This is a genomic window from Desnuesiella massiliensis, assembly GCF_001403615.1.
GTDB classification, from domain to species: Bacteria; Bacillota; Clostridia; order Clostridiales; family Clostridiaceae; genus Desnuesiella; species Desnuesiella massiliensis.
Genome location: NZ_LN879456.1, coordinates 849,414 through 869,913, shown reverse-complemented (window position 1 = coordinate 869,913; position 20,500 = coordinate 849,414). Strand labels below are relative to the sequence as shown.

At 32.8% G+C, this 20,500-nt stretch carries 15 protein-coding genes, 1 pseudogene and 1 other annotated feature; of the genes and pseudogenes, 14 read left to right on the top strand and 2 right to left on the bottom strand.

Going from position 1 to position 20,500, the window contains the following annotated elements:
* Positions 1-161 precede the first annotated feature (161 nt).
* The 11 genes from BN2665_RS14945 to BN2665_RS14895 all read left to right on the top strand — a co-directional run bounded on the left by BN2665_RS14945 (position 162) and on the right by BN2665_RS14895 (position 11,876).
* Positions 162-1,526 (top strand): helix-turn-helix domain-containing protein, encoded by a 1,365-nt coding sequence (locus BN2665_RS14945; RefSeq protein ID WP_055667900.1) that lies wholly within the window; start codon positions 162-164, stop codon positions 1,524-1,526.
* A 397-nt stretch (positions 1,527-1,923) separates the two neighbouring features.
* Positions 1,924-2,808: a cation diffusion facilitator family transporter gene (locus tag BN2665_RS14940; protein WP_055667899.1), complete on the top strand. Its 885-nt coding sequence runs from the start codon at positions 1,924-1,926 to the stop codon at positions 2,806-2,808.
* Positions 2,809-3,085: 277 nt separating this feature from the next.
* On the top strand, positions 3,086-4,372 hold the full coding sequence (locus BN2665_RS14935) for a methyl-accepting chemotaxis protein (RefSeq protein WP_055667898.1): 1,287 nt from the start codon (positions 3,086-3,088) through the stop codon (positions 4,370-4,372).
* Between the two features lie 637 nt (positions 4,373-5,009).
* Complete coding sequence (locus BN2665_RS14930; protein WP_055667897.1) at positions 5,010-5,882, top strand: NAD(P)H-dependent oxidoreductase; 873 nt, start codon at positions 5,010-5,012, stop codon at positions 5,880-5,882.
* Positions 5,883-5,978: 96 nt separating this feature from the next.
* A complete protein-coding gene (locus tag BN2665_RS14925; protein ID WP_055667896.1) occupies positions 5,979-7,577 on the top strand; it encodes an NAD(P)/FAD-dependent oxidoreductase in 1,599 nt (532 codons plus the stop codon).
* 158 nt (positions 7,578-7,735) lie between these two features.
* The gene (locus BN2665_RS14920) at positions 7,736-8,842 is read left to right on the top strand and encodes a hypothetical protein (RefSeq protein ID WP_055667895.1); all 1,107 of its coding nucleotides are present in this window, start codon (positions 7,736-7,738) and stop codon (positions 8,840-8,842) included.
* Between the two features lie 97 nt (positions 8,843-8,939).
* Entirely contained in the window at positions 8,940-10,034 is a 1,095-nt protein-coding gene (locus BN2665_RS14915; protein WP_055667894.1) for an FAD:protein FMN transferase, read from the top strand.
* A 62-nt stretch (positions 10,035-10,096) separates the two neighbouring features.
* Positions 10,097-10,570: an NUDIX domain-containing protein gene (locus BN2665_RS14910; protein ID WP_055667893.1), complete on the top strand. Its 474-nt coding sequence runs from the start codon at positions 10,097-10,099 to the stop codon at positions 10,568-10,570.
* Positions 10,571-10,751: 181 nt separating this feature from the next.
* Positions 10,752-11,033 (top strand): ArsR/SmtB family transcription factor, encoded by a 282-nt coding sequence (locus BN2665_RS14905; protein WP_055667892.1) that lies wholly within the window; start codon positions 10,752-10,754, stop codon positions 11,031-11,033.
* Positions 11,034-11,054: 21 nt separating this feature from the next.
* Positions 11,055-11,375, top strand: a complete 321-nt coding sequence (locus BN2665_RS14900; protein WP_055667891.1) for a rhodanese-like domain-containing protein — start codon at positions 11,055-11,057, stop codon at positions 11,373-11,375.
* Between the two features lie 54 nt (positions 11,376-11,429).
* Positions 11,430-11,876: a hypothetical protein gene (locus BN2665_RS14895; RefSeq protein WP_055667890.1), complete on the top strand. Its 447-nt coding sequence runs from the start codon at positions 11,430-11,432 to the stop codon at positions 11,874-11,876.
* Positions 11,877-12,023: 147 nt separating this feature from the next.
* Here BN2665_RS14895 and BN2665_RS14890 read toward each other — a convergent pair whose 3' ends face one another.
* Positions 12,024-13,388 carry an IS1182 family transposase gene (locus BN2665_RS14890; protein ID WP_055667889.1) on the bottom strand — a complete coding sequence of 455 codons (1,365 nt, stop codon included), beginning with the start codon at positions 13,386-13,388 and terminating at the stop codon, positions 12,024-12,026.
* Between the two features lie 280 nt (positions 13,389-13,668).
* On the opposite strand from BN2665_RS14890, the pseudogene tnpA reads away from it, so the two are divergent.
* Together tnpA and BN2665_RS14880 are read left to right on the top strand one after the other, a co-directional pair.
* Positions 13,669-14,142, top strand: a pseudogene (gene tnpA / locus BN2665_RS14885) (IS200/IS605 family transposase).
* A gap of 338 nt (positions 14,143-14,480) precedes the next feature.
* Positions 14,481-16,490, top strand: a complete 2,010-nt coding sequence (locus BN2665_RS14880; RefSeq protein WP_055667888.1) for a S9 family peptidase — start codon at positions 14,481-14,483, stop codon at positions 16,488-16,490.
* Between the two features lie 65 nt (positions 16,491-16,555).
* On the opposite strand, the gene BN2665_RS14875 is transcribed toward BN2665_RS14880, so the two are convergent.
* On the bottom strand, positions 16,556-18,328 hold the full coding sequence (locus BN2665_RS14875) for a M3 family oligoendopeptidase (RefSeq protein WP_055667887.1): 1,773 nt from the start codon (positions 18,326-18,328) through the stop codon (positions 16,556-16,558).
* Between the two features lie 189 nt (positions 18,329-18,517).
* Positions 18,518-18,732: a binding site (T-box leader), on the top strand.
* A gap of 60 nt (positions 18,733-18,792) precedes the next feature.
* On the opposite strand from BN2665_RS14875, the gene gltX reads away from it, so the two are divergent.
* On the top strand, positions 18,793-20,451 hold the full coding sequence (gene gltX, locus BN2665_RS14870) for a glutamate--tRNA ligase (RefSeq protein WP_055667886.1): 1,659 nt from the start codon (positions 18,793-18,795) through the stop codon (positions 20,449-20,451).
* Positions 20,452-20,500: the final 49 nt, after the last annotated feature.

Genomic DNA, 20,500 nt, shown 5'->3' with positions numbered 1-20,500 from the left:
CGTTATCCAGTTATGCATTTAGATAAAGTATATCATACTGGAGGTAAGTCACATATAACAAGAGAAGAGGTACTTGCAGTTAGCATGGACAATTTATCATAGGAAATGTCAAGCAAAAATCTTTTTAGTATGACATAATGATATCAAGAGGGAGGGATAAAATGACTTGGGTAGATAAAGTCCAAGAAGCCATTGAATACATAGAAGTAAATCTTCTTAATGAAATTACCATTGAATCAGTTGGAAAAGCAATAAATTACGCACCATCATCTTTTCAAAATTTGTTCAGTGCTATTACAGGATACTCTATAGGTGAATATATTAGATTTCGCCGTCTAGCTTGCGCCACTGATGATCTTTCGGAGGGCAATTTATCTATAACTGACATAGCATTTAAGTATAGATATGAAAACATTGAATCATTTTCAAGAGCATTTAAGCGACTATATAATTGCTCTCCATCAAATTTTAAAAAAGACAATACAGATTATCTAAAATTCAATCCAATTGTAATTAATTTTGTATTAAGGGGAGGGTTTAGCATGGCAAAAAATTATATTCCAAATTTATTAAAAGTTGATTGGTCTGATACTCAGAGACAAAATGAATTTGTAAACAGCGTTGTTTCTGCACTTAATGCACTTGGTGAAAAAGTAGATTATGATTATGTTTGTGCGCTATCAGGAAGTGCCTTTCGTACTTCCTTTTCAATGCCTTCAATCAGTAAATGGAATCATGGAAATTATCATGTGATACATGCTCCGATCATTATAGAACACACTTTTAAGATGCTTGGATATAAAGTTTCTCATCATATCCGAAGTGACTATGAAATTGACAAAAGATTAATTATGGATAGTATAGATAAAGGTGTTCCAGTTATTACACTTGAAGGGATTATCAATTGTTCAGATGCTTGTGTTGTTTCGGGCTATGATAATGATGGCGATGTGCTTTTAGGATATAACCCTTTTATGTACGTTAGTGAAGATCATGATGAAGCTAATGATGATACTGGATATTTCAGAAAATCAAACTGGCACAACGGTTTCTTTGAGGAAGGTAGCAAAGGAAGGATACTTATTATTGAGGGCAAGTGTAAAAAGCCATCAAAAGAAAAAGCTTTTACAGAAACCTTAAATCTGATTAAGCATTTAATTACAGACGAGAATATAGCTCCTGGTCAATATAATGGACTTGCAGCGCATAAAGCTTTTGCTAATGCATTATTAACATATACATGGGAGGATAATTTCGAACCATATCTCAATGTTATGTGTAATTACAAGCAATACCTTGATAGACAATATGCAATAAAATTTTTTAACGATAATGGAAGAGAAGACCTAGCACAATATTATGAGAAAATTGCTGCTCTTTCTAATCGCTTAGCGCAGCAAATTCCACAGGACTTTTCAGCTTCTGACCTGTTTAATGATAAAGAAAATTTAAAGCCATATTGTGATGTATTACTTCAAATTTGCGATTTGGAAAAACAAGCTGTTGAACTTATGAATAAAAATTAGATGTAAATTATGAGAATAATCAAAGTAATCTAACCATATTGGCATAATGATAACAATAATAAGCCTAATTCTTAATATTTTTAGAATTGGGCGTTTTTCACTTCTTTTATTATTCATTAGTTCAATAATCAAATCAGTAACTTGCATAGCTTCATTTCTAAACATAGAATACTGTTCATCTTTTATTAATATTAACCTATGGAAATGACTGTTAGTTCATATAATAATTCAGTATCAATTGATAATAGATATTGGAGAATGTGTGCTGACAGCACAAGAGCATATGGTGTATATTTCTAATTATATTATACCAATTGAGAACATTTTCTAAAATGTAGCATATAATATATTACATGAAAAAGGTGCTATTTTAAATAAAAAATGAGAGGTATAAATTGTGGAATATACAAATTTAAAAAGAGTGAGGAATGTATTACTTATTATTCTTGTAGCTAATGTTTTTGTGGCAGTACTAAAGATATTTATTGGAAGTCTTATAAAAAGTGCCAGTCTTTCAGCAGATGGCTTTCACTCTCTTTCCGATGGTTCCTCTAATGTGGTAGGTCTTATTGGTATATGGTATGCAGCAAGGCCTGTTGATGAGGATCACCCCTATGGCCATAGGAAATTTGAGACCTTGGCAGGCATTTTTATTGGAGCCATGTTAACTTTTGTAGGGATAAATGTTTTGATTGGGGCCTTTCAAAGGTTCTTTGATCCAAAGATTCTGGCTATTACTTTGGAGAGTATTCTTGCTTTAATAGTAACTTTAGGAGTTAATATATTCGTAAGTATCTTTGAATTTAAGGAGGGTAAAAGACTTAACAGTACAATACTAGTATCGGACTCCCTTCATACAAGATCCGATATATATGTGTCTTTGGGCGTTTTAATAACACTCTTATCTATACACTTTGGGCTACCATCTATTATAGATCCTATAGCTTCTATAGTGGTAGCGTTATTTATATTTAATGCTGCTTTTGAAATTTTTAAAGAAAATAGTGAGGTTTTGCTTGATAAAGCAGTGGTGGATGCTGAAAGAATCAGAGAAATTGTCCTTAGGTTTCCTCAGGTGAAGGATATACATGAAATTAGAAGCAGGGGTAGAATGGATGAAGTATATATAGATCTTCACATTATGGTTGAGCCAAATAACACTATTGAAGAATCACACAGCCTTATGCATAATATTGAGAATGAAATGAGAAAAGAAATCTGTGAAAATACTCAAGTTATAATGCATATAGAGCCGTACTATTATTTAGAAAAAGTAGATTAGAAACGATTTTAATTGAAATAGAAGATAAAGCTTATGGTGAAAAGCATAGAGGGGTAAAAGAACTTCTATGCTTTTACGTATATCTTCCAGACTATGAATTAAACTTTTTAATATTTTATCTTAATTTAATTTATCCATATAAAGTAAGAGGCATGTGATACTTAGCATTTATACTATACTTGTAATTTTTATGGAAACATGGTACTTTTAAATAGAGAAGGTATGTTATTTGTATTAAGGCATCTACTTAAGTGCCTGGAGAAATGGAGCTGAAAATATGTCTATGAATAAAAAAATAACCACTATATTTACTGGTATTATAATCATATTAACCGTCTCTATCTTAGCTTTTGTTTATAGCTATAGAAGTGATATACCCCTAGATGTTATAGGTAGAATGACTAAAGGTATACTGATTATGGCTATAATTGCTTGTTTTGTAGCATCTTTGTTGGGTTATGCTTTGGTTAGCAGATTTATAACAAAACCATTACATAGTATAATAAAACTTTTAAACAAAACTTCAAAGCTAGATTTAGAAAAGGATGCCAGTATAAAGGATCACATGAAAAGGAAAGATGAGATAGGAGATATAGCTAATTCCACCTATGCTTTAAGAAAGGCTATGAGAAATATAATCACTGTGTTATCAGAGGTTTCAAAAAATACTGAAACTAATGCACAAAAAATAAAAGAGATGTTACAGGAAATTGCTAGTGGGAATAATGAAACTGTGGCTACCACAGAAGAGCTTTTGGCTGGTACAGAGCAAACCTCTGCTATAGCAGAAGGGGTATCCAATTCCACTATAAGAATTTTAGAAAACATTGATGAAGTAAAAAGCAAGGCTGAAGAGGGATTTAACTATTCTGAGGGAATAAAACAAAGGGCTGAGCAGATAAAAGAAAACGGTTTAAAGTCTAAGAAAAATGCGGACAAGGTTTATAGCGGTGTTAGAGCTAATATGGAAAGTGCCATAGAAGATTCCAATGCTGTTTATGAAATAAATGAGTTAGCTCAGGCTATATTAAGAGTAACAGAGCAAACAAATCTTTTAGCTTTAAATGCAGCGATAGAAGCCGCCAGAGCGGGAGAAGCAGGCAGAGGCTTTGCTGTGGTAGCAGAGGAAATAAGAAAACTAGCAGATGAATCTTCAAGTACAGTAAATAAGATTCAGGACATAGTAAAAAGGGTTAATGATGCCGTTGTAAATTTAGCTAAAAGCAGCAATGAAATATTAGAATTTGTAGATAATGATGTGTCTAAGGATTATGAAAGTATAATCATCATAGGGGAAAGCTATAATAATGATGCACAAGACATAAGAAATATAATGGAAGATTTTAAAAATATAGTTGAAAATCTAAGATATTCTGCTGAAGAAATCAAAGATTCTATAGCAGAGGTAGCTACCACTATAACTGAAGGAGCTAAAGGATCAGAGATAATAGCAAGTAAAGCAGAAGAGGTTTCTAAGCGTATAGAAGGTGTTAAGATTATGTCTGATGAAAATGTTAAAGGAGCGGCGGAGATAAAAAATATAGTATGTAATTTCAATCTTTAAATATATAAAAGGAGAGTTTGCAAAAGGTAAGCTCTCCTTTTATATTTAGCATATATAGTTAAAATATGAACAATGTATGTGTTGAAACTTTAAGATTATTGTTCTAGATCAATTTATATTGAAATATTCTTAAATCTTAGTTATAATACATAATTTCTATTTCGTATACATCAAGAGAAAGCTATAAAAGTAATACTAGCTTTCAATAAATCGTTGAAATTTTGTTAAATTTATGTTAATATACCTAGGGCGACTATTAATAAATTGTAATATTGTTAAAACCTATCTAGGAGGTGAGAAAGAAAAATAATTATTATATGAACAAAGCGTATAATAAAATATTAATAGTCATGAAGAACATTACTTAAATTATATTTAAATTAGAAAATGAGGTCAGTTTATGTAAGGTGTCGACCCAACTGTTAAAATTTAATAACTTTAACCTATTAATAGTCGCAAGGCAGTAGGTTATATAATTTGGGTGTAAGACACCCCATAAATACTGATATTAAATAGATGAAGAGAATGCCTCCAAAGGAATTTTGGATTGCGTTATAGTATGTAATAACCTATAATTGCTTTTCATTGATTAATCGTCAAATTACATAACAAAGGCCAAAAATGGAGGAGTAGAAAAATGAAAAAAACTTTAATTGCAGTATTAACTATGGCTACAATGATTACTGCTGTAGCTTGTGGAAAAGAAACTAAGAAGGAAGCTCCGAAGGAGCAAAATAAGGTAGAAGCTAATAATAAAGAAAAGACAGACAGTACTACAGCTGCTTCAGCAGATGCTACAACTTCAGCTTCTATTGTGAAAAAAGAACTTATACAAGCTTATAAGCCGAAGGGCTTTACTAGTGATTCAAAGAAGAAGGCTATATTTATAGTTGGAGATCCGAGGAAAGACAGCGTTCATTATGATATGGTAAATACTGCAATGAAGCATTTTGAAGAAAAAGGTGTAGAAGTTGAATTAAGAGACCTTTACGATTTGAAATTTAATCCAGTAGTACAACCTGAAGAATTCTATTACGCAAAGGATGGTAAGGGTGAAGCACCTAAGGATGTAAAAGCAGAACAAGAGCTTATAAACAAAGCGGATTATATAATATTTAGTTATCCTAATTGGCATGATACACCAAATGCTATAGTTAAAGGATATATGGAAAGAGTATTTGCTAAAAAGTGGGCCTACAAAGACGGTGAAAAAGGTTTAGAAGGACTACTTAAAGGAAAGTCCATATTTACTATTCAGCAATGTGGATTTTTAGGCGGAGGCCGTGGATTTATTGGTGATGGAGTAGGCATCAATAATGCGGCTTGGGATCAATATATGAAAGCATTTAAAGTATTAGATGATGATACAGCAGGTTTCTGGGGGGTGGAAAATAAAGGGAGATTCGTAAATGACAGAACTCCTAAGAATACATCAGAAAGCTATGAAAAAGAGCTAAAGGAATTGCGTAGTGCATTGACTGCTTATTTGGATAAGACATTCTTCAAGTAATAATAAAAGGATCAATAATGGACAGATTTTCATTATTGATTCTTTTTTACTTAATCTTTAGCCATTCTTTAAATTTTAATACTTAGGAGGAAATTTATGAGTATAAGAATAAACAATTTAATTCTGGATATAGAGGAAGAAACGGAGTTATTATACAAAAGGGCGGCTATAAAATTAAATATAAAAGAAAATCATATAAAAAAATTAAAGATAGTGAAAGAATCCATAGATGCCAGAAAAAGAAATAATATTAAATTCAATTATTGTTTAGATATAGAGTGTGATGATGAAGAGAAGGTGATTAAGAGTATAACTGATAACGATATTAGGCTGGAAAAGCCCATTGTATTAGAAGAGATTATTATAGGGGAGAGAAAACTTACTGAAAGACCTGTAATCATAGGTTTTGGCCCAGCAGGTATATTTGCTTCATTACTTCTTGCAAGAAAGGGCTATAAACCCTTAATCATAGAAAGAGGGGAAAATGTAGAATGCAGAACTATCTCTGTGGAAAAATTTTGGAAGGCAGGTAAGTTAAACATAGAATCGAATGTACAATTTGGTGAAGGTGGCGCTGGTACTTTTTCTGATGGAAAGCTTACTACTAAGATAAAGGATAGAAGATGTGATTTTATATTAGAAGAGTTTATAAAAGCTGGGGCAAAGGAAGAAATTATTTATAGGGGTAAGCCTCATATAGGTACAGATATTTTAAAGGACGTAGTCAAAAATATTAGAGAAGAAATAATATCTTTAGGTGGAGAAATACATTTTAATAGTAAACTTCAGCATATTAATTATAATGATGGAAGGGTCAAATCTATTATAGTTAATGATAATGAAATTCCTTGTGAAGTATTAATTTTAGCAACTGGACATAGTTCAAGGGATACTTATGAAATGCTAAATAATATTGGTATTGCTATGGAGCCAAAAGCCTTTACCTTAGGTGTTAGAATTGAGCACTTACAGGATTTTATTAATGAAAACCAATATGGAAGATTTGCTGGACATCCTAGATTAAAGGCGGCAGATTATAGACTTGTTCATAATATAAAAAGGTTTAATAGATCCGTTTATAGTTTTTGTATGTGTCCCGGTGGAGAGGTTGTAGCAGCTGCCTCTGAGGAAAAAAGGCTAGTTACTAATGGTATGAGTTACTACAAAAGGAATAAAGAAAATGCAAACTCTGCCTTGGTGGTTACCGTTAATCCAGAAGATTTCCAAGGAAGCTCTCCTTTAAAGGGTATGGAGTTCCAAAGATATTATGAAGAACTTGCTTATAATTTAGTTGGAGACTACATAGCTCCTGTTCAATTAGTAGGAGATTTTTTAAAAGACAGAAGGAGTACAAAACTTGGCAGAGTAATGCCTAGCTATAGACCAGGATATGAATTCAGAGAATTAAGTAAATGTCTTCCACCATATATTATCGATGCATTAAAGATAGGAATAAATAATTTTGATAGTAAAATTAAAGGATATGGAGCTTCAGATAGTGTGCTAACTGGTATAGAAACTAGAACTTCTGCACCCGTGAAGATAATTAGAAATGAATTCTTAGAAAGTATTTCTTTAAAGGGATTATATCCAGTAGGAGAGGGATCAGGATATGCAGGTGGAATTATATCCTCAGCTATAGATGGTGTTAAAGTAGCAGAATGCATAATGAGAGAATTTTCACCTGGAGATTAAATCTTTATATAGTCTTATTATACTAGCTATAAAGCTAAGATAAAATAAATAGTAAACGTTTTGTAAAAAAATATTGTCTATCTGTTAACAATGTGGTAAAATTTAGATGAAAGTAAAATTAGCAAAATATGTTTAATTGGAAATGTGGAGGGAAAAATATGAAAAAAGCACTTTCAATTTTTTTAGTGCCTGTTTTTACAATTGCTATGTTAACAGGGTGTGCATCAACAAAACCTACTACAAATAATCAATCACCTAACACACCGTCTAATGATTCTACCATAGCAAAAATAGGTCTTGGTCATGTCACTTCAATTAATAGTTCTAAGGATCTTGGAGTGGACAAAGATGGTAAGGAGGTCCTTCCAACTGCTCAAGTTGACACAGTAATGGTTGCTGCTGCCTTCGATAAGGATGGAAAAGTTGTTAAGGTAACTATTGATAATGCTCAGAGCAAGGTAGATTTTGAAAAAGATCTTAAACTTAAATCTAATATTAAGGACAAATTAAAAACCAAGGTTGAGCTTGGGGATGCTTATGGCATGGTAAAAGGTTCTCAAATTAAGAAGGAATGGTATCAACAGATAGCTGAGCTTGAAAAATGGATGAAGGGTAAGACTGTTGATGAGATTAAAAATATGAAGGTTAAGAAGAAGGATAATGATCATCCATCAGTGCCAGATGTAGCTGAGCTTACCTCTCTTGTTACCATAACAGTTCAAGATTATATTGCTGCTTTAGAGGAAGCATATAAAACTGCTGTGGAGATTAAAGGTGCTGCTGTAAAGGTTGGTCTTGGTCATGATGTTTCAATTGCTAATTCAAAGGCACTTGGAGTGGACAAAGATGGAAAAGAGGTTCTTCCAGCAGGTCAAGTTGATACAGTTATGGTTGCATCAGCCTTTGATAAGGATGGTAAGGTTGTAGGAGTTATAATAGACAATGCACAAACTAAGGTTCAATATGGTAAAGACGGTAAAGTAACTTCAGATAAAAAAGCTCCTCAAAAGACTAAGGTTGAACTTGGTGATGCCTATGGAATGGTAAAGGGCTCACAAATTAAAAAGGAATGGTATCAACAGATAGCTGAACTTCAAAAATGGATGAATGGCAAGACTGTTGATCAGATTAAGGCTATGAAGGTTAAGAAGAAGGATGATAATCATCCATCAGTACCAGATGTAGCTGAACTTACTTCTCTTGTTACTGTAACAGTTCAAGATTATATTGCTGGAGTTGCAGAAGCATATGCTAATGCAAAATAGGATGGAATGAATTTAGTGATTATAAGCTCCCTCACCGCAAGTGGGGGAGCTTTGTTTAAAATTGAAGCTTCTAGCAATAAATAAGGGAGGAGTGCCAATGCGAAAGATAACCTCTGGCTTAATAGCAGTACTTTTACTGACACTTACTTTTACTGGCTGCCAAAGCAAGCAAAAAAATGAGTATAGTAAATATAGTGAAAGTTTTTTTGATACCTTCAATACCATGACCATGGTGGTAGCTTACACTAAGAGTGAGCAGGAGTTTAACTCTTATATGGAAAAGATCCATACTAGATTTCAAAAATTACATAAATTATATGACATATATAATGATTATGAAGGAATAAATAATTTAAAAACAATAAATGATAACGCTGGAATAAAACCAGTAAAAGTGGAAAAGGAGATAATAGACCTTATTCTTTTTTCAAAAGACTGGTATAACCGTACTGGGGGGCGAACTAATATTGCTATGGGATCAGTGCTTAGGATATGGCACGAATATCGTGAGCAGGGAAAAAACGATCCTGAAAATGCAAAAATACCTGATATGAAGGAACTTAAAGAAGCTGCTAAATATACGGATATAAACAAAGTAATAGTTGATAGTGAAAATAGTACAGTATATCTAGAGGATAAAAGAATGAGCCTCGATCTAGGGGCAGTAGCCAAAGGATATGCCACTGAAATTGTGGCAAAAGAAATTATGGAGGCAGGACTTATATCTGGAATCATAAGCTCTGGAGGTAATATAAGAGTGCTGGGAAAGCCCCTTGATGGCGTTCGCCAGCGCTGGGGTATTGGAATACAAGACCCTGAAAAGTCAATAGTATCCGATGAAGATAATATACTTGATACAATTTTTCTAAACAATGCTTCTGTTGTTAGCAGTGGAGATTATCAAAGGTATTATATTGTAGATGGTAAATTAATGCATCATCTTATAGATCCTCAAACTCTTATGCCAGGAGATTATTATAGGGCAGTGACTATAGTAACTGAAGACTCAGGAGTAGCAGATTTTTTGTCAACTACTACATATTTAATGCCTTTTGAGCAAAGTCGTACACTCGTAGAGAGTATTGAAGGGGTGGAGGCTATATGGGTTTTGCCAGATGGTAAGGTGGAAGCAACAGCTGGAATAAAAAAAATAATGAAAAGTAATGGGGCTTCAGGAGCAAAATCAAATTAATTAATATAACTTTATTTCTATGATATACTATTTATAATAAAATATCAGTTAGGGTGAATATTATGGCACGAAATAAAAGAAGAAGGGCTCAAGCTATTATAATTAGAGATAACTGTATACTTTTTGCCTACGGCTATGCAAGAAAAAGTGGAGAACTTAGGCATTTTTTTGTTGGTGGTGGCATTGAAGATGATGAGACTAGTGAAGAAGCTCTTTTTAGAGAGCTTAAAGAAGAAGCTGGAGTTACAGGAAGTATAATTTTAAAATTTTCTAAGGAGCTAAAAGAACATCACTCTACATTTCTTGTAGACATTGGAAATCAAAAATGTGTTTTAGGCTATGATCCGGAAGATGTAGATGTACCTGATGAAGAAAAAGGATTACAACAGCTTTTGTGGATAAGTTTAGAAGATAAAGAATTTTTTAATGATATAGATAGAGATTATTTTAGGCTTTTGATTGGAGAGTGCAAGAAACAAAATAGAGTGTTTTCATGGATACCTTATATTGAAAAAATATTAAAAAATAACCCTTGAAGTTTTGGCACTGAAAAAGTGCCTAAAATTCAAGGGTTATTTTTTGAATAGAATTATTAAAAGTATTAATAATAATTATTATTGACAAATTTTAAATTACAGAATACTATATAAGTATATTAGAAATTACTAATATACTTATATAGTATTCTGTAAATTTTAAGACTAAGAAGGTGTATAAATGTTAGAAAAGGCAAAAGAAATATCTGATTTGTTAAAGGTATTATCTAATGAAAATAGATTGATGATAGTATGTTATTTAATAGATGATCCAATGACGGTAAGTGAGCTTCACGAAAAATTAGATAATTTAACTCAATCCGCGCTATCTCAGCATTTGTCTATATTAAAGGCACATAAGATATTAGCCTCTAATAGAAATGGTCTCACAATAACCTATTCCATACAAGATAATAGGATTGCAAAGTTAATCGAAGCACTAAAAGCAAATTATTGTAATTAAAAATATTTAGGAGGAGTATATATGTTTTCATTTTTTAATAGAAATAGTGTAAAATCAGTAAATGTAAATGAATTAGACAAATTATTTGGTAAGATAAATCTAATAGATATTAGAGAAATTTATGAATACAGAAGCGGCCATGTACCAACAGCAAAAAATATTCCTATGGATAAAATAATTCCGGAATGTGATAAGTACCTAGATAAGTCCAAAGAATATTATTTGATATGCCAATCTGGAGCAAGAAGTTCAAGGACCTGCAACTATTTAAAATCTAAAGGCTTTAATGTAATCAATGTTTCTGGTGGAACCAGCGGATATAGAGGAGCCCTAGAAAGATAATAAGTTGGATGATAGGCTAAGGTTTAGGAAACAATAATAATGAGGTGATGCTAAATGATTAAGAAGCTGATTTTATTTATTATTGTTGTTTTCTTAATACCTATAAATGCAAAAGCAGAAGAGTTTAGGTATATAGAAATCTTTAGTATAGATGAAGGTAAGGTTGTAAAATTAATTCAGTCAAATTCAGAGATTGAAAGCTTGGTTTATAACTATCTTAATGCTATCGATGGGGTTTATAGTAAATTTGATCCTGTCCCTAAGGAAGGTTATGCTATTAAGCTTACTTTAAACCCATCTTTAAAAGTACAGAGTAAATGGATAAACTGTTTTGTAGATAGAGTTATTATAATGCTACCCACTAATGATAATCCATTCTTAATGGTTTTTGAAAATGACAATAAATTAGTCTGTTTTACTTTTAAAGGTGATGTTGATTCTTTATTGAAAAGTTTAAATTTTAGTTTAGATGATAAGAAATATACGTATACCATATTTTAAATAAGCAGCAGAAGTATTTCTGCTCAGGATGTTGAAAAACCCCATCGGATTTTATGAAAATCCTGATGAGGTTTTTTAACAGCAAAAAAATCCATACTGTGGGCGTGGGTAGGTGAAAAACTCACGTAAAAATTGGTATTTTCTCTCCTAAGAGTACGAGCATTGGCGTGATAACACCAATGCAATCTTCTTTATATTCTGTGCTACTGATGTTAGTAGGCACTGTTCACTAACTTTGGGTAATCCGCGGAAGCGAGCGTAGCGAAGCCCATGCCGTTCTTTTGAATCTGCGAAGCTGCGCTCTATAGTTTCCTTTCTACGTTTATAGATACCGTTACCTTTATCAGATCTAAGAAAGTCAAAAACCTTTTCCTTTAACTCCTCCCATACATGCCGTCTAATTGTCCTGACATCAGCTTTATCTGATGTCAAGCACTTTTCTCGTAACGAACAATTATCACAGTAGAACTTATCACTTACATATTCTTTATATCCTTGTCTTGTTGTTGTCTTATAACGCAATGGTGCTGCACCTGGACAAACATATAGATCATGTTCAGGTACATACTGAAATCTTAGTTTAGTAAATTTGCCTTTTACATGTGGTCCCATTCTAAAACCTAACACTGCCTGATAACTTTTTTCTGAGAGTTTCTTTATAGTTGGAGCTGTTGAATATCCTGCATCAGCTACTGCATACTTAGTATCAAACTTAAATTTGTCTATTATTGTGTCAACTCTATCCACATAAGGTTCGTCATCATTGATATTTCCAGGGGTTACGTAGCTATCAAGGATAATGTTATACCTACCATCAACAGTTCTATGCTCAAGGTAAAAGAACCCTTTTGGCTTTCCATCTCTTGTCATAAATCCGCTATCTGGATCAGTTGTACTTACTTTTCTATTCTTCTCTATTTTATCTGGAAGCTTTTTTTTTAGAGGTGTCTGACCATGGTCTTCTCTTGACTTATTTACTGCATCATCAAGATCATTTAGATAATCTTTGGTTGATGCAGTTATTTCTTCATTGGTGAATTTATTCTTATTGGCATTTGCCTTTATATGTGTAGAATCTGTATAAAGTATCTTGCCACTTACCAGTTTTTTCTCAATAGCAATGTCCACTATTTTATCAAATATCTTCTGGTATACATCTGATTCGCTAAAGCGCTTAGTTCTATTTTTGCTAATGGTTGAATGATCTGGAATCTTTTCTGATAACGAGAAACCCAAAAACCATCTATACGCTATATTAACTTCAATTTCTTCTACAAGTCTTCTTTCTGATCTTATTCCAAATATGTAACCTATCAGTAGCATCTTAAAAAGAACTATCGGGTCAATAGCTGGTCTGCCATTATCAAGACAGTAGTACTCCTTTGTTAATTCTCTAATAAACGAGAAATCAATGCATTTATCAATCTTTCGTAACAAATGATTTTGTGGAACCAAGTTTTCAATATATACTAATTCTAGTTTCTGCTGTGCAGAATTATTTTCTTTAATCATGCTTTATCACCTCATACTATCCTATCAGTATAATATTCTACACCGAAGTTAAAAATCCTTTTTGCAAAGAAAAAATACCCGCCACAGCGGGTATTCCCATAAAATGTTTATCAACAGTCTGAGCAGAAGTATTTCTGCTGTTTTTTATTTGTTTTACGAATACCACCGGTTATACCGGTGGTTCTAAAATGCTTATAGCTATGAGTAGAAAAAATAAACCTCCTTTGATAATCTAAAGTTAGGTTCGCCAACCAAACAAAGAACAAAGGAGGTTATCCAAATGGATACAGAAAGTTTATCACATAGTAAGTGGAATTGCAAATATCATATAGTATTTGCTCCAAAGTATAGAAGGCAAGTTATATATGGAAAGGTAAAGAAGGATATAGGACATATATTAAGGAAATTGTGTGAACATAAAGGTGTGGAGATAATAGAAGCAAATGCATGTGTAGATCACATTCATATGTTAGTTAGTATACCACCTAAGTTAAGTGTGTCGCAGTTTATGGGATATTTGAAAGGTAAAAGTTCACTTATGATATTTGATAGACATGCAAATCTGAAATATAAGTACGGAAACAGGCAGTTTTGGTGCCGTGGGTAATATGTAGATACAGTAGAAAGAAATAAAAAGGCAATACAAGAGTATATAAAAAACCAACTACAAGAAGATATAGCAGCTGACCAAATAAGTTTAAAGGAATTTATTGACCCGTTTACGGGTGAGTCAGAAGATAAAGGCAAAAAATAAACAGCCCCTTTAGGGGCAGCCTGAGAAAATATGCGGTTGGCGGACTATTCAGCGTGTCTTGAGACACGGCCAGTATCATGCCCTTATAGGGCTAGAGCATGCCACCCGTTTTACGGGTGGTCATGACTATATTCATAGTAAGGATGCAAAGGTGAAAATTTCAACACTAGGTCTTTGATCTTGATATTTTGTGAGAAGATATTATATTGATAAGTACAGTTTTTGAATTATTTAAATAAGATTTCAAGCAAAGCTTAGATATAACCATAAAAACATATCTTATATTATAGTATAATAATAGTAAAATAAAAAATATTATTTATAATGGGGGGCTAAACATGGAGAACTTAAAATTGGATGACTTTACAAGGTATAAATTTTTGTCAGGAGTTAATCTATGCTCTGAGGGGAATTATGCTTGCTTTGTATTACATGAGCCGTTAGTTGAGGAAAATAAATATGCTTCAAACCTATGGATTCATAATGTAGAAGAGAATAAGCACTATAAATTAACTTCTTTTAATAAGGAATCTAACTTCATATGGTTAGGAGATAGTGAACATATAGTATTTCAAAGTGTAAGGGATGAAAAAGATAAAGAGAAACTGGAAAGTGGAGAGAAATTTACTCAGTTTTATAAGATAAACATCCATGGGGGAGAAGCCGAAAAATTTTTCAGGGTGCCAATGTCCGTAGGGGAAATAAAGGAAATAAACAAAAATAAGTTTATTTTTTCATCTATTTTTAATCCAGCCGAAAAGACCTTGGAGGGTCTAAAAGATGAAGATAAATCTAAGGAATTAAAGAGAAGGAAAGAAGAGAAGGATTATGAAATAATAGATGAGATTCCATTTTGGAGCAATGGAGGAGGTTTTACCAATAAAAAAAGAAATAGGCTATACTTATATGATATAGATACTAATAAGTATGAGGCTATAACTGAAGAATTAATGAGTGTAGGATCCTTTAATGTGAGCTCAGATAAATCCAAAGTTGTATTTATTGCTGATACCTTTAAGGACAAACTTCCCATAACAAACAATATTTTTGTTTATGATTTAAACAATAGGCAATTAAATACACTAATTAATGAAAATGAATTTTCCTGTGTTTACGCAGACTTTATAAATGAGGATACTATTATTTGCCTAGGAAGTTATATGCAAAGATATGGCAATAATGAAAATAGTAAATTTTATAAGATTAATATAAAAACAAAAGAAATGATTTGTATAACCCCGGACTTTGAAAAGAGCACATGGAATTCAGTGGGGTCAGACTGTAGATATGGAGGCTCATCATCTGTAAAGAAGGACGAAGAATATATATACTTTATAACCACGGAAGAAGACAGTTCTTATTTAAACAGAATAGACATTGATGGGAATATTGAAAAGATAATAGATACTAAAGGTTCCGTGGATAGCTATACTGTGAAGGATGGTAAAGTTTTATTTGTGGCATTAAGAGGATTAAAGCTTCAAGAATTATATGCATTAGATAATAAAAAGGAATGCCAATTAACTAATTTTAATGAATGGGTTATTAAAGAAAGAAACCTATCTTCTTTTGAAAAATTAGCAGTGGAAACTGCACTAGGAATAGTTATAGATGGGTGGATTTTAAAACCTATAAACTTTGATGAAAATAAAAAATACCCAGCAATACTTGATATACATGGAGGACCTAAGACTGTTTATGGAGAGGTATTCTATCATGAGATGCAGTATTGGGCAAATGAAGGTTACTTTGTATTCTTCTGTAATCCAAGAGGAAGTGATGGCAAAGGTAATGAGTTTGCAGATATACGAGGAAAATATGGTACCATAGATTATGATGATATAATGAAGTTTACCGATGAAGTGTTAAATAAATATACCAATATAGATGCAAATAGAGTAGGGGTAACTGGCGGTTCTTATGGCGGTTTTATGACTAATTGGATAATAGGGCATACAGACAGATTTAAGGCTGCTGCTTCACAAAGGAGTATATCTAATTGGATTTCCAAATTTGGAACTACAGATATAGGCTATTACTTTGTAGAGGATCAACAAGCCGCTACACCATGGGGTGACCCGGATAAATTATGGTGGCACTCTCCACTAAGATATGCAGATAAGGTTAAAACACCAACTTTATTTCTTCACTCTGACGAAGACTATAGATGCTGGATTGCTGAAGCTTTTCAAATGTTTACTGCGCTTAAATACCATGGCATAGATTCAAAGCTATGTATGTTCAGAGGAGAAAATCATGAATTAAGCAGAAGTGGAAAACCAAAACACAGAATAAGAAGGCTTGAAGAAATAACAAATTGGTTTAATCATTATTTAAAAGAAGAATAATATTATTTTTAAAAGGTATCTGCTTATGGGCAGATACCTTTTGTTCAGTAGCTCTATTTGATATATTAATTACTGCTTAGTTTTATGAAGTCCTCAATGTCACCTTTAATAATTTCTAAGGATCCTCTCCAGAAATTTATGTCGTGAATATCTATATTCATTACTTTAGTAACTTCAGCTGCATTTTTCTTTCCTGTTAAGGCTAAAAGTTTATCATATTCTTCTACAAAGACTTCGCCTTTCTTTAGGTATTCTGCATAAAGTCCTTTTGCAAAAAGTAAGCCAAAGGCATAAGGGAAGTTGTAGAAATTATATCCTGCAGAATAATAATGAGGTTTACATATCCACATATAAGGATGTAGTAAGCTTTCATCAAGACCTTCACCATAAGCTTCCTTTTGAGCTGAAAGCATTATGTTTTTGAGCTCCTCTGGGGTTATAGCGGCTTCCTTTCTTCTACTAAAAAGCTCTTTTTCAAAGAGGAATCTGCTGTAGATATCTACTATAACTTGAGTAGAATCTTGAAGTTCTCCTTCTAATATAGTAATAGCCTCTTCCTTTGAAGCTTTCTTTAGAGCAGCCTTCTTTACAATAGTTTCACAGAAGGTAGAAGCGGTTTCTGCAATGGGCATTGGATAATCAGAGTTTAGTATAGATTCTCCTAATAAGCAATCTCCGTGGTATCCGTGACCAAGTTCGTGAGCTAAGGTTATAACGTCACTAAGGCTTCCGCCAAAGTTAAGCATTATTCTGCTTTGACCTAAAGTGTGAAGACCAGCACAGAAAGCGCCTGCTACTTTTCCTTCTCGAGGAAGTACATCAATCCAATTACCATCAAAAGCTCTCCTTGCAAAGTCCGCAAGCTTATGGCTAAAGCTTCTGAAGTTTTCTTCAACAAAATCCTTTGCTTCATCATAGCTATAAGTCATATTAACTTCACCTATAGGCGCAAACAATTCATAAAAAGGTAGACCGTTTTTATAGCCAAGCATTTCAGCTTTCTTTTTTAAGTAGGCTCTAAAGTGAGGAAGATATTCTCTCATAGCATTTAACATAGCATCTAAGGCTTCCATATCCATTCTTGATATAGATAAGGATTCATGCAGTGGAGATTCATAGCCTCTTAAAGTTGATGTGGTTACTACCTCGCCTTTTATACCATTTAGAGCAGCAGCTACGGATTCTTCTATTTTTTTATAGCTCTCTAGTTCTGCATAATAAGCTGTTTTTCTAATCTTAGCATCTTTATTATAAGCTAGATTTCTAATCTCTGTAAGCGGCAAAGACTTCTTTTCTCCATTGAGCTCTATATCTACCATGAGCTTTGAAACTAGGGATTCCTTTAGGGTAGACCAAGCAGAGGAGCCAGTAGTCTGCATTTTTGCAATAATAGCTTCTTCTTTATCACTTAGGATATATTTACTTTTTTCTTTTATTTCTTTTAGCATGAATTCATGTTCTTTAAGTAGGGGGCTAGCTTCTATAATTTCTTCAAGGTTATCTATAGCACCTATGAATTTCTTATACTTTGCATCACTCTCAGCAAGGTCTGCTAGTAACTTTTGGATTATTTCATCATATTTTAAGGCTTCAGTGTTATTAGTATCTACAGAAATGGTTAAGCTACAGAAGGAATACAGTTTTGTAGCTTGCTCTGTAAGCTTTATACTGTCTTTAATATATTTCTCTAGGGAAAGTTTAGTGTCATTGCCCTGAATATTTTGATTAACTTCACTATTGATCCTAGATATTAAATTCTTTAATGCGTTTAAATCATCTTTAAATTCATTACTGTCAAAGGAAGGATAAAGCTCCTTTAAACTCCATGTTAAATCCATAATACTACCTCCTAGCAATTGGTTTATATAAGTATTATATACCACCTATTTATAGTATTTCCATATAGTAGATAACAGAATTTAGAAGTTTAGTAGTACAGAATAGTTCATTTATAAACTTTGAACATTAAAATACTTAATAAATATTTACAATTCCTATGCATATGGTTATAATATTATAGAAGTAAATATTAAGCTAAGATGGAGAAGAGTACAAGGAAGCTAATTTTTAGAGAGTCGATGAGGGTGTAAATTCGATAAATTAGTCTTGGAAAGAAGCTCTGGAGCTATGGGCTGAAAGTTTTGGAGTAAGTCTATGGGGTTCCTTCCCTTATAGAGGATATCAAGTGGGTTGTTATAACTAATTTAGGTGGTACCGCGGAATATAGTCTTTCGTCCTAATTTTATGGATGAGAGCTTTTTTGTTTTATAAAGAAGTATAAAGTTAAGAAAGGAAGATGATTATGGATAACAAAAGACTTGCAGAAGTTATGCTACCAGAAATAAAGCATACACCAGAATACTATTTAGATAAGTATAAAAAAAGAAATCTTAAAGGTGAGGCTAAGGTTACAAGATATGCACCTTCACCAACAGGCTTTCAGCACATAGGAGGGGTTTTTGCTGCTCTAGCTGCAGAAAGAATAGCAAAGCAAAGCGAAGGAGTGTTTTATCTAAGAATTGAAGATACAGATCAAAAGAGAGAGGTTGAGGGAGCTATAGCTGATACTATAGCTACCATGCATAACTTTAACATAGACTTTGATGAGGGAATGACAGGAGAAGACACTTCAAAAGGAGAGTATGGTCCATATAAACAAAGCGAAAGAGGGGAGATTTATAAGACTTTTGCTAAGGACTTAATAGGAAGAGGCTTAGCTTATCCTTGCTTTTGCAGTGAAGAGGAAATGAATGCTATTAGAGAAGAACAGACAGCTATGAAGGAGACACCAGGATATTACGGTAAATGGGCTAAGTGCAGAGACTTAACTTCAAAGGAAGCAATAGCTAGGATAGAAAAGGGAGATAAATTTGTTATAAGACTAAAATCACCAGGGAACATAGAAAATAGGGTGGATTTCCATGATCTTGTAAAGGGAGATATATCTTTCCCAGAGAGCAATCAGGATATAGTTATAATCAAGTCAGATGGACTTCCAACTTATCACTTTGCTCATGGAATAGATGATGCTTTAATGGGAACAACTCATGTTACAAGAGGGGAAGAGTGGTTACCATCTTTACCTATACATGTTCAATTATTTGAAGTATTAGGTTTTGAAAAACCGCAATATGGCCATATTCCTGGAGTTATGAAGCTAGATGGGGAAACTAAGAGAAAGCTTAGTAAGAGAAAAGACCCCGAAAGTGCTGTAAGCTATTATAAAGAACAAGGATATCCAGTTCAGTCTGTTATAGAATACCTTTTAAATATAATAAATTCAAATTTTGAACAATGGAGAGAAGAAAATCCCACTGCTGATTATACAGAATTTCCAGTAGCTTTAGAAAAAATGAGCAAGAGCGGAGCCTTATTTGACATAATAAAGCTTAATGATGTAAGTAAGAATGTTATATGCAGAATGAAGGCAGATAAGGTATATGAGTTATACATTGCTTGGGCTAAGGACTATGACAAGGAAATGTATGATTTTATGGTTAAGTATGAAGAGAGAGGTAAAGCTTTATTTAACATAGATAAAGAAGGTCCAAAGCCAAGAAAGGACTATGCTAAGTGGAGTGATGTTAAAGAAAAAGTATTTTATTTCTTTGATGAATTATTCTACAATGAGGTTAAAGAAAATATTGAACTGCCTAGCAATATGGATTTAGAAGAAGCTAAGCGTATTGCTGGAGCCTATGCAAAAATCTTTGATATTAGCAACGATAAGGATACTTGGTTTGAAAATTTAAAAGCTATGGCTCTAGAACTTGGTTATGCTGCTGATAAAAAGACCTTTAAGAAAAATCCTGAAAACTATAAAGGAATGGTTTCAGATGTAGCAGGTGCTGTTAGAAGTGCATTGACACATAGAAGCAATACTCCAGATCTTTATACAATAATGCAGATTATGGATAAAGATATGGTAGAAGAAAGATTTAAAAGATTTTTAGATATATAAAGTTCTTCTATTAGCATTAACTAAAAGAGGCGGAAATTCCGCCTCTTTT

Excerpts from the sequence above, each read along its gene's own strand:
- BN2665_RS14905 (WP_055667892.1), top strand. The coding sequence starts at position 10,752 with ATGTTAGAAAAGGCAAAAGAAATATCTGATTTGTTAAAGGTATTATCT.
- BN2665_RS14915 (WP_055667894.1), top strand. The coding sequence starts at position 8,940 with ATGCGAAAGATAACCTCTGGCTTAATAGCAGTACTTTTACTGACACTT.
- BN2665_RS14910 (WP_055667893.1), top strand. The coding sequence starts at position 10,097 with ATGGCACGAAATAAAAGAAGAAGGGCTCAAGCTATTATAATTAGAGAT.
- BN2665_RS14880 (WP_055667888.1), top strand. The coding sequence starts at position 14,481 with ATGGAGAACTTAAAATTGGATGACTTTACAAGGTATAAATTTTTGTCA.
- BN2665_RS14895 (WP_055667890.1), top strand. The coding sequence starts at position 11,430 with ATGATTAAGAAGCTGATTTTATTTATTATTGTTGTTTTCTTAATACCT.
- BN2665_RS14925 (WP_055667896.1), top strand. The coding sequence starts at position 5,979 with ATGAGTATAAGAATAAACAATTTAATTCTGGATATAGAGGAAGAAACG.
- BN2665_RS14935 (WP_055667898.1), top strand. The coding sequence starts at position 3,086 with ATGTCTATGAATAAAAAAATAACCACTATATTTACTGGTATTATAATC.
- BN2665_RS14930 (WP_055667897.1), top strand. The coding sequence starts at position 5,010 with ATGAAAAAAACTTTAATTGCAGTATTAACTATGGCTACAATGATTACT.
- BN2665_RS14900 (WP_055667891.1), top strand. The coding sequence starts at position 11,055 with ATGTTTTCATTTTTTAATAGAAATAGTGTAAAATCAGTAAATGTAAAT.
- BN2665_RS14890 (WP_055667889.1), bottom strand. The coding sequence starts at position 13,388 with ATGATTAAAGAAAATAATTCTGCACAGCAGAAACTAGAATTAGTATAT.
- BN2665_RS14920 (WP_055667895.1), top strand. The coding sequence starts at position 7,736 with ATGAAAAAAGCACTTTCAATTTTTTTAGTGCCTGTTTTTACAATTGCT.
- BN2665_RS14945 (WP_055667900.1), top strand. The coding sequence starts at position 162 with ATGACTTGGGTAGATAAAGTCCAAGAAGCCATTGAATACATAGAAGTA.
- BN2665_RS14875 (WP_055667887.1), bottom strand. The coding sequence starts at position 18,328 with ATGGATTTAACATGGAGTTTAAAGGAGCTTTATCCTTCCTTTGACAGT.
- gltX (WP_055667886.1), top strand. The coding sequence starts at position 18,793 with ATGGATAACAAAAGACTTGCAGAAGTTATGCTACCAGAAATAAAGCAT.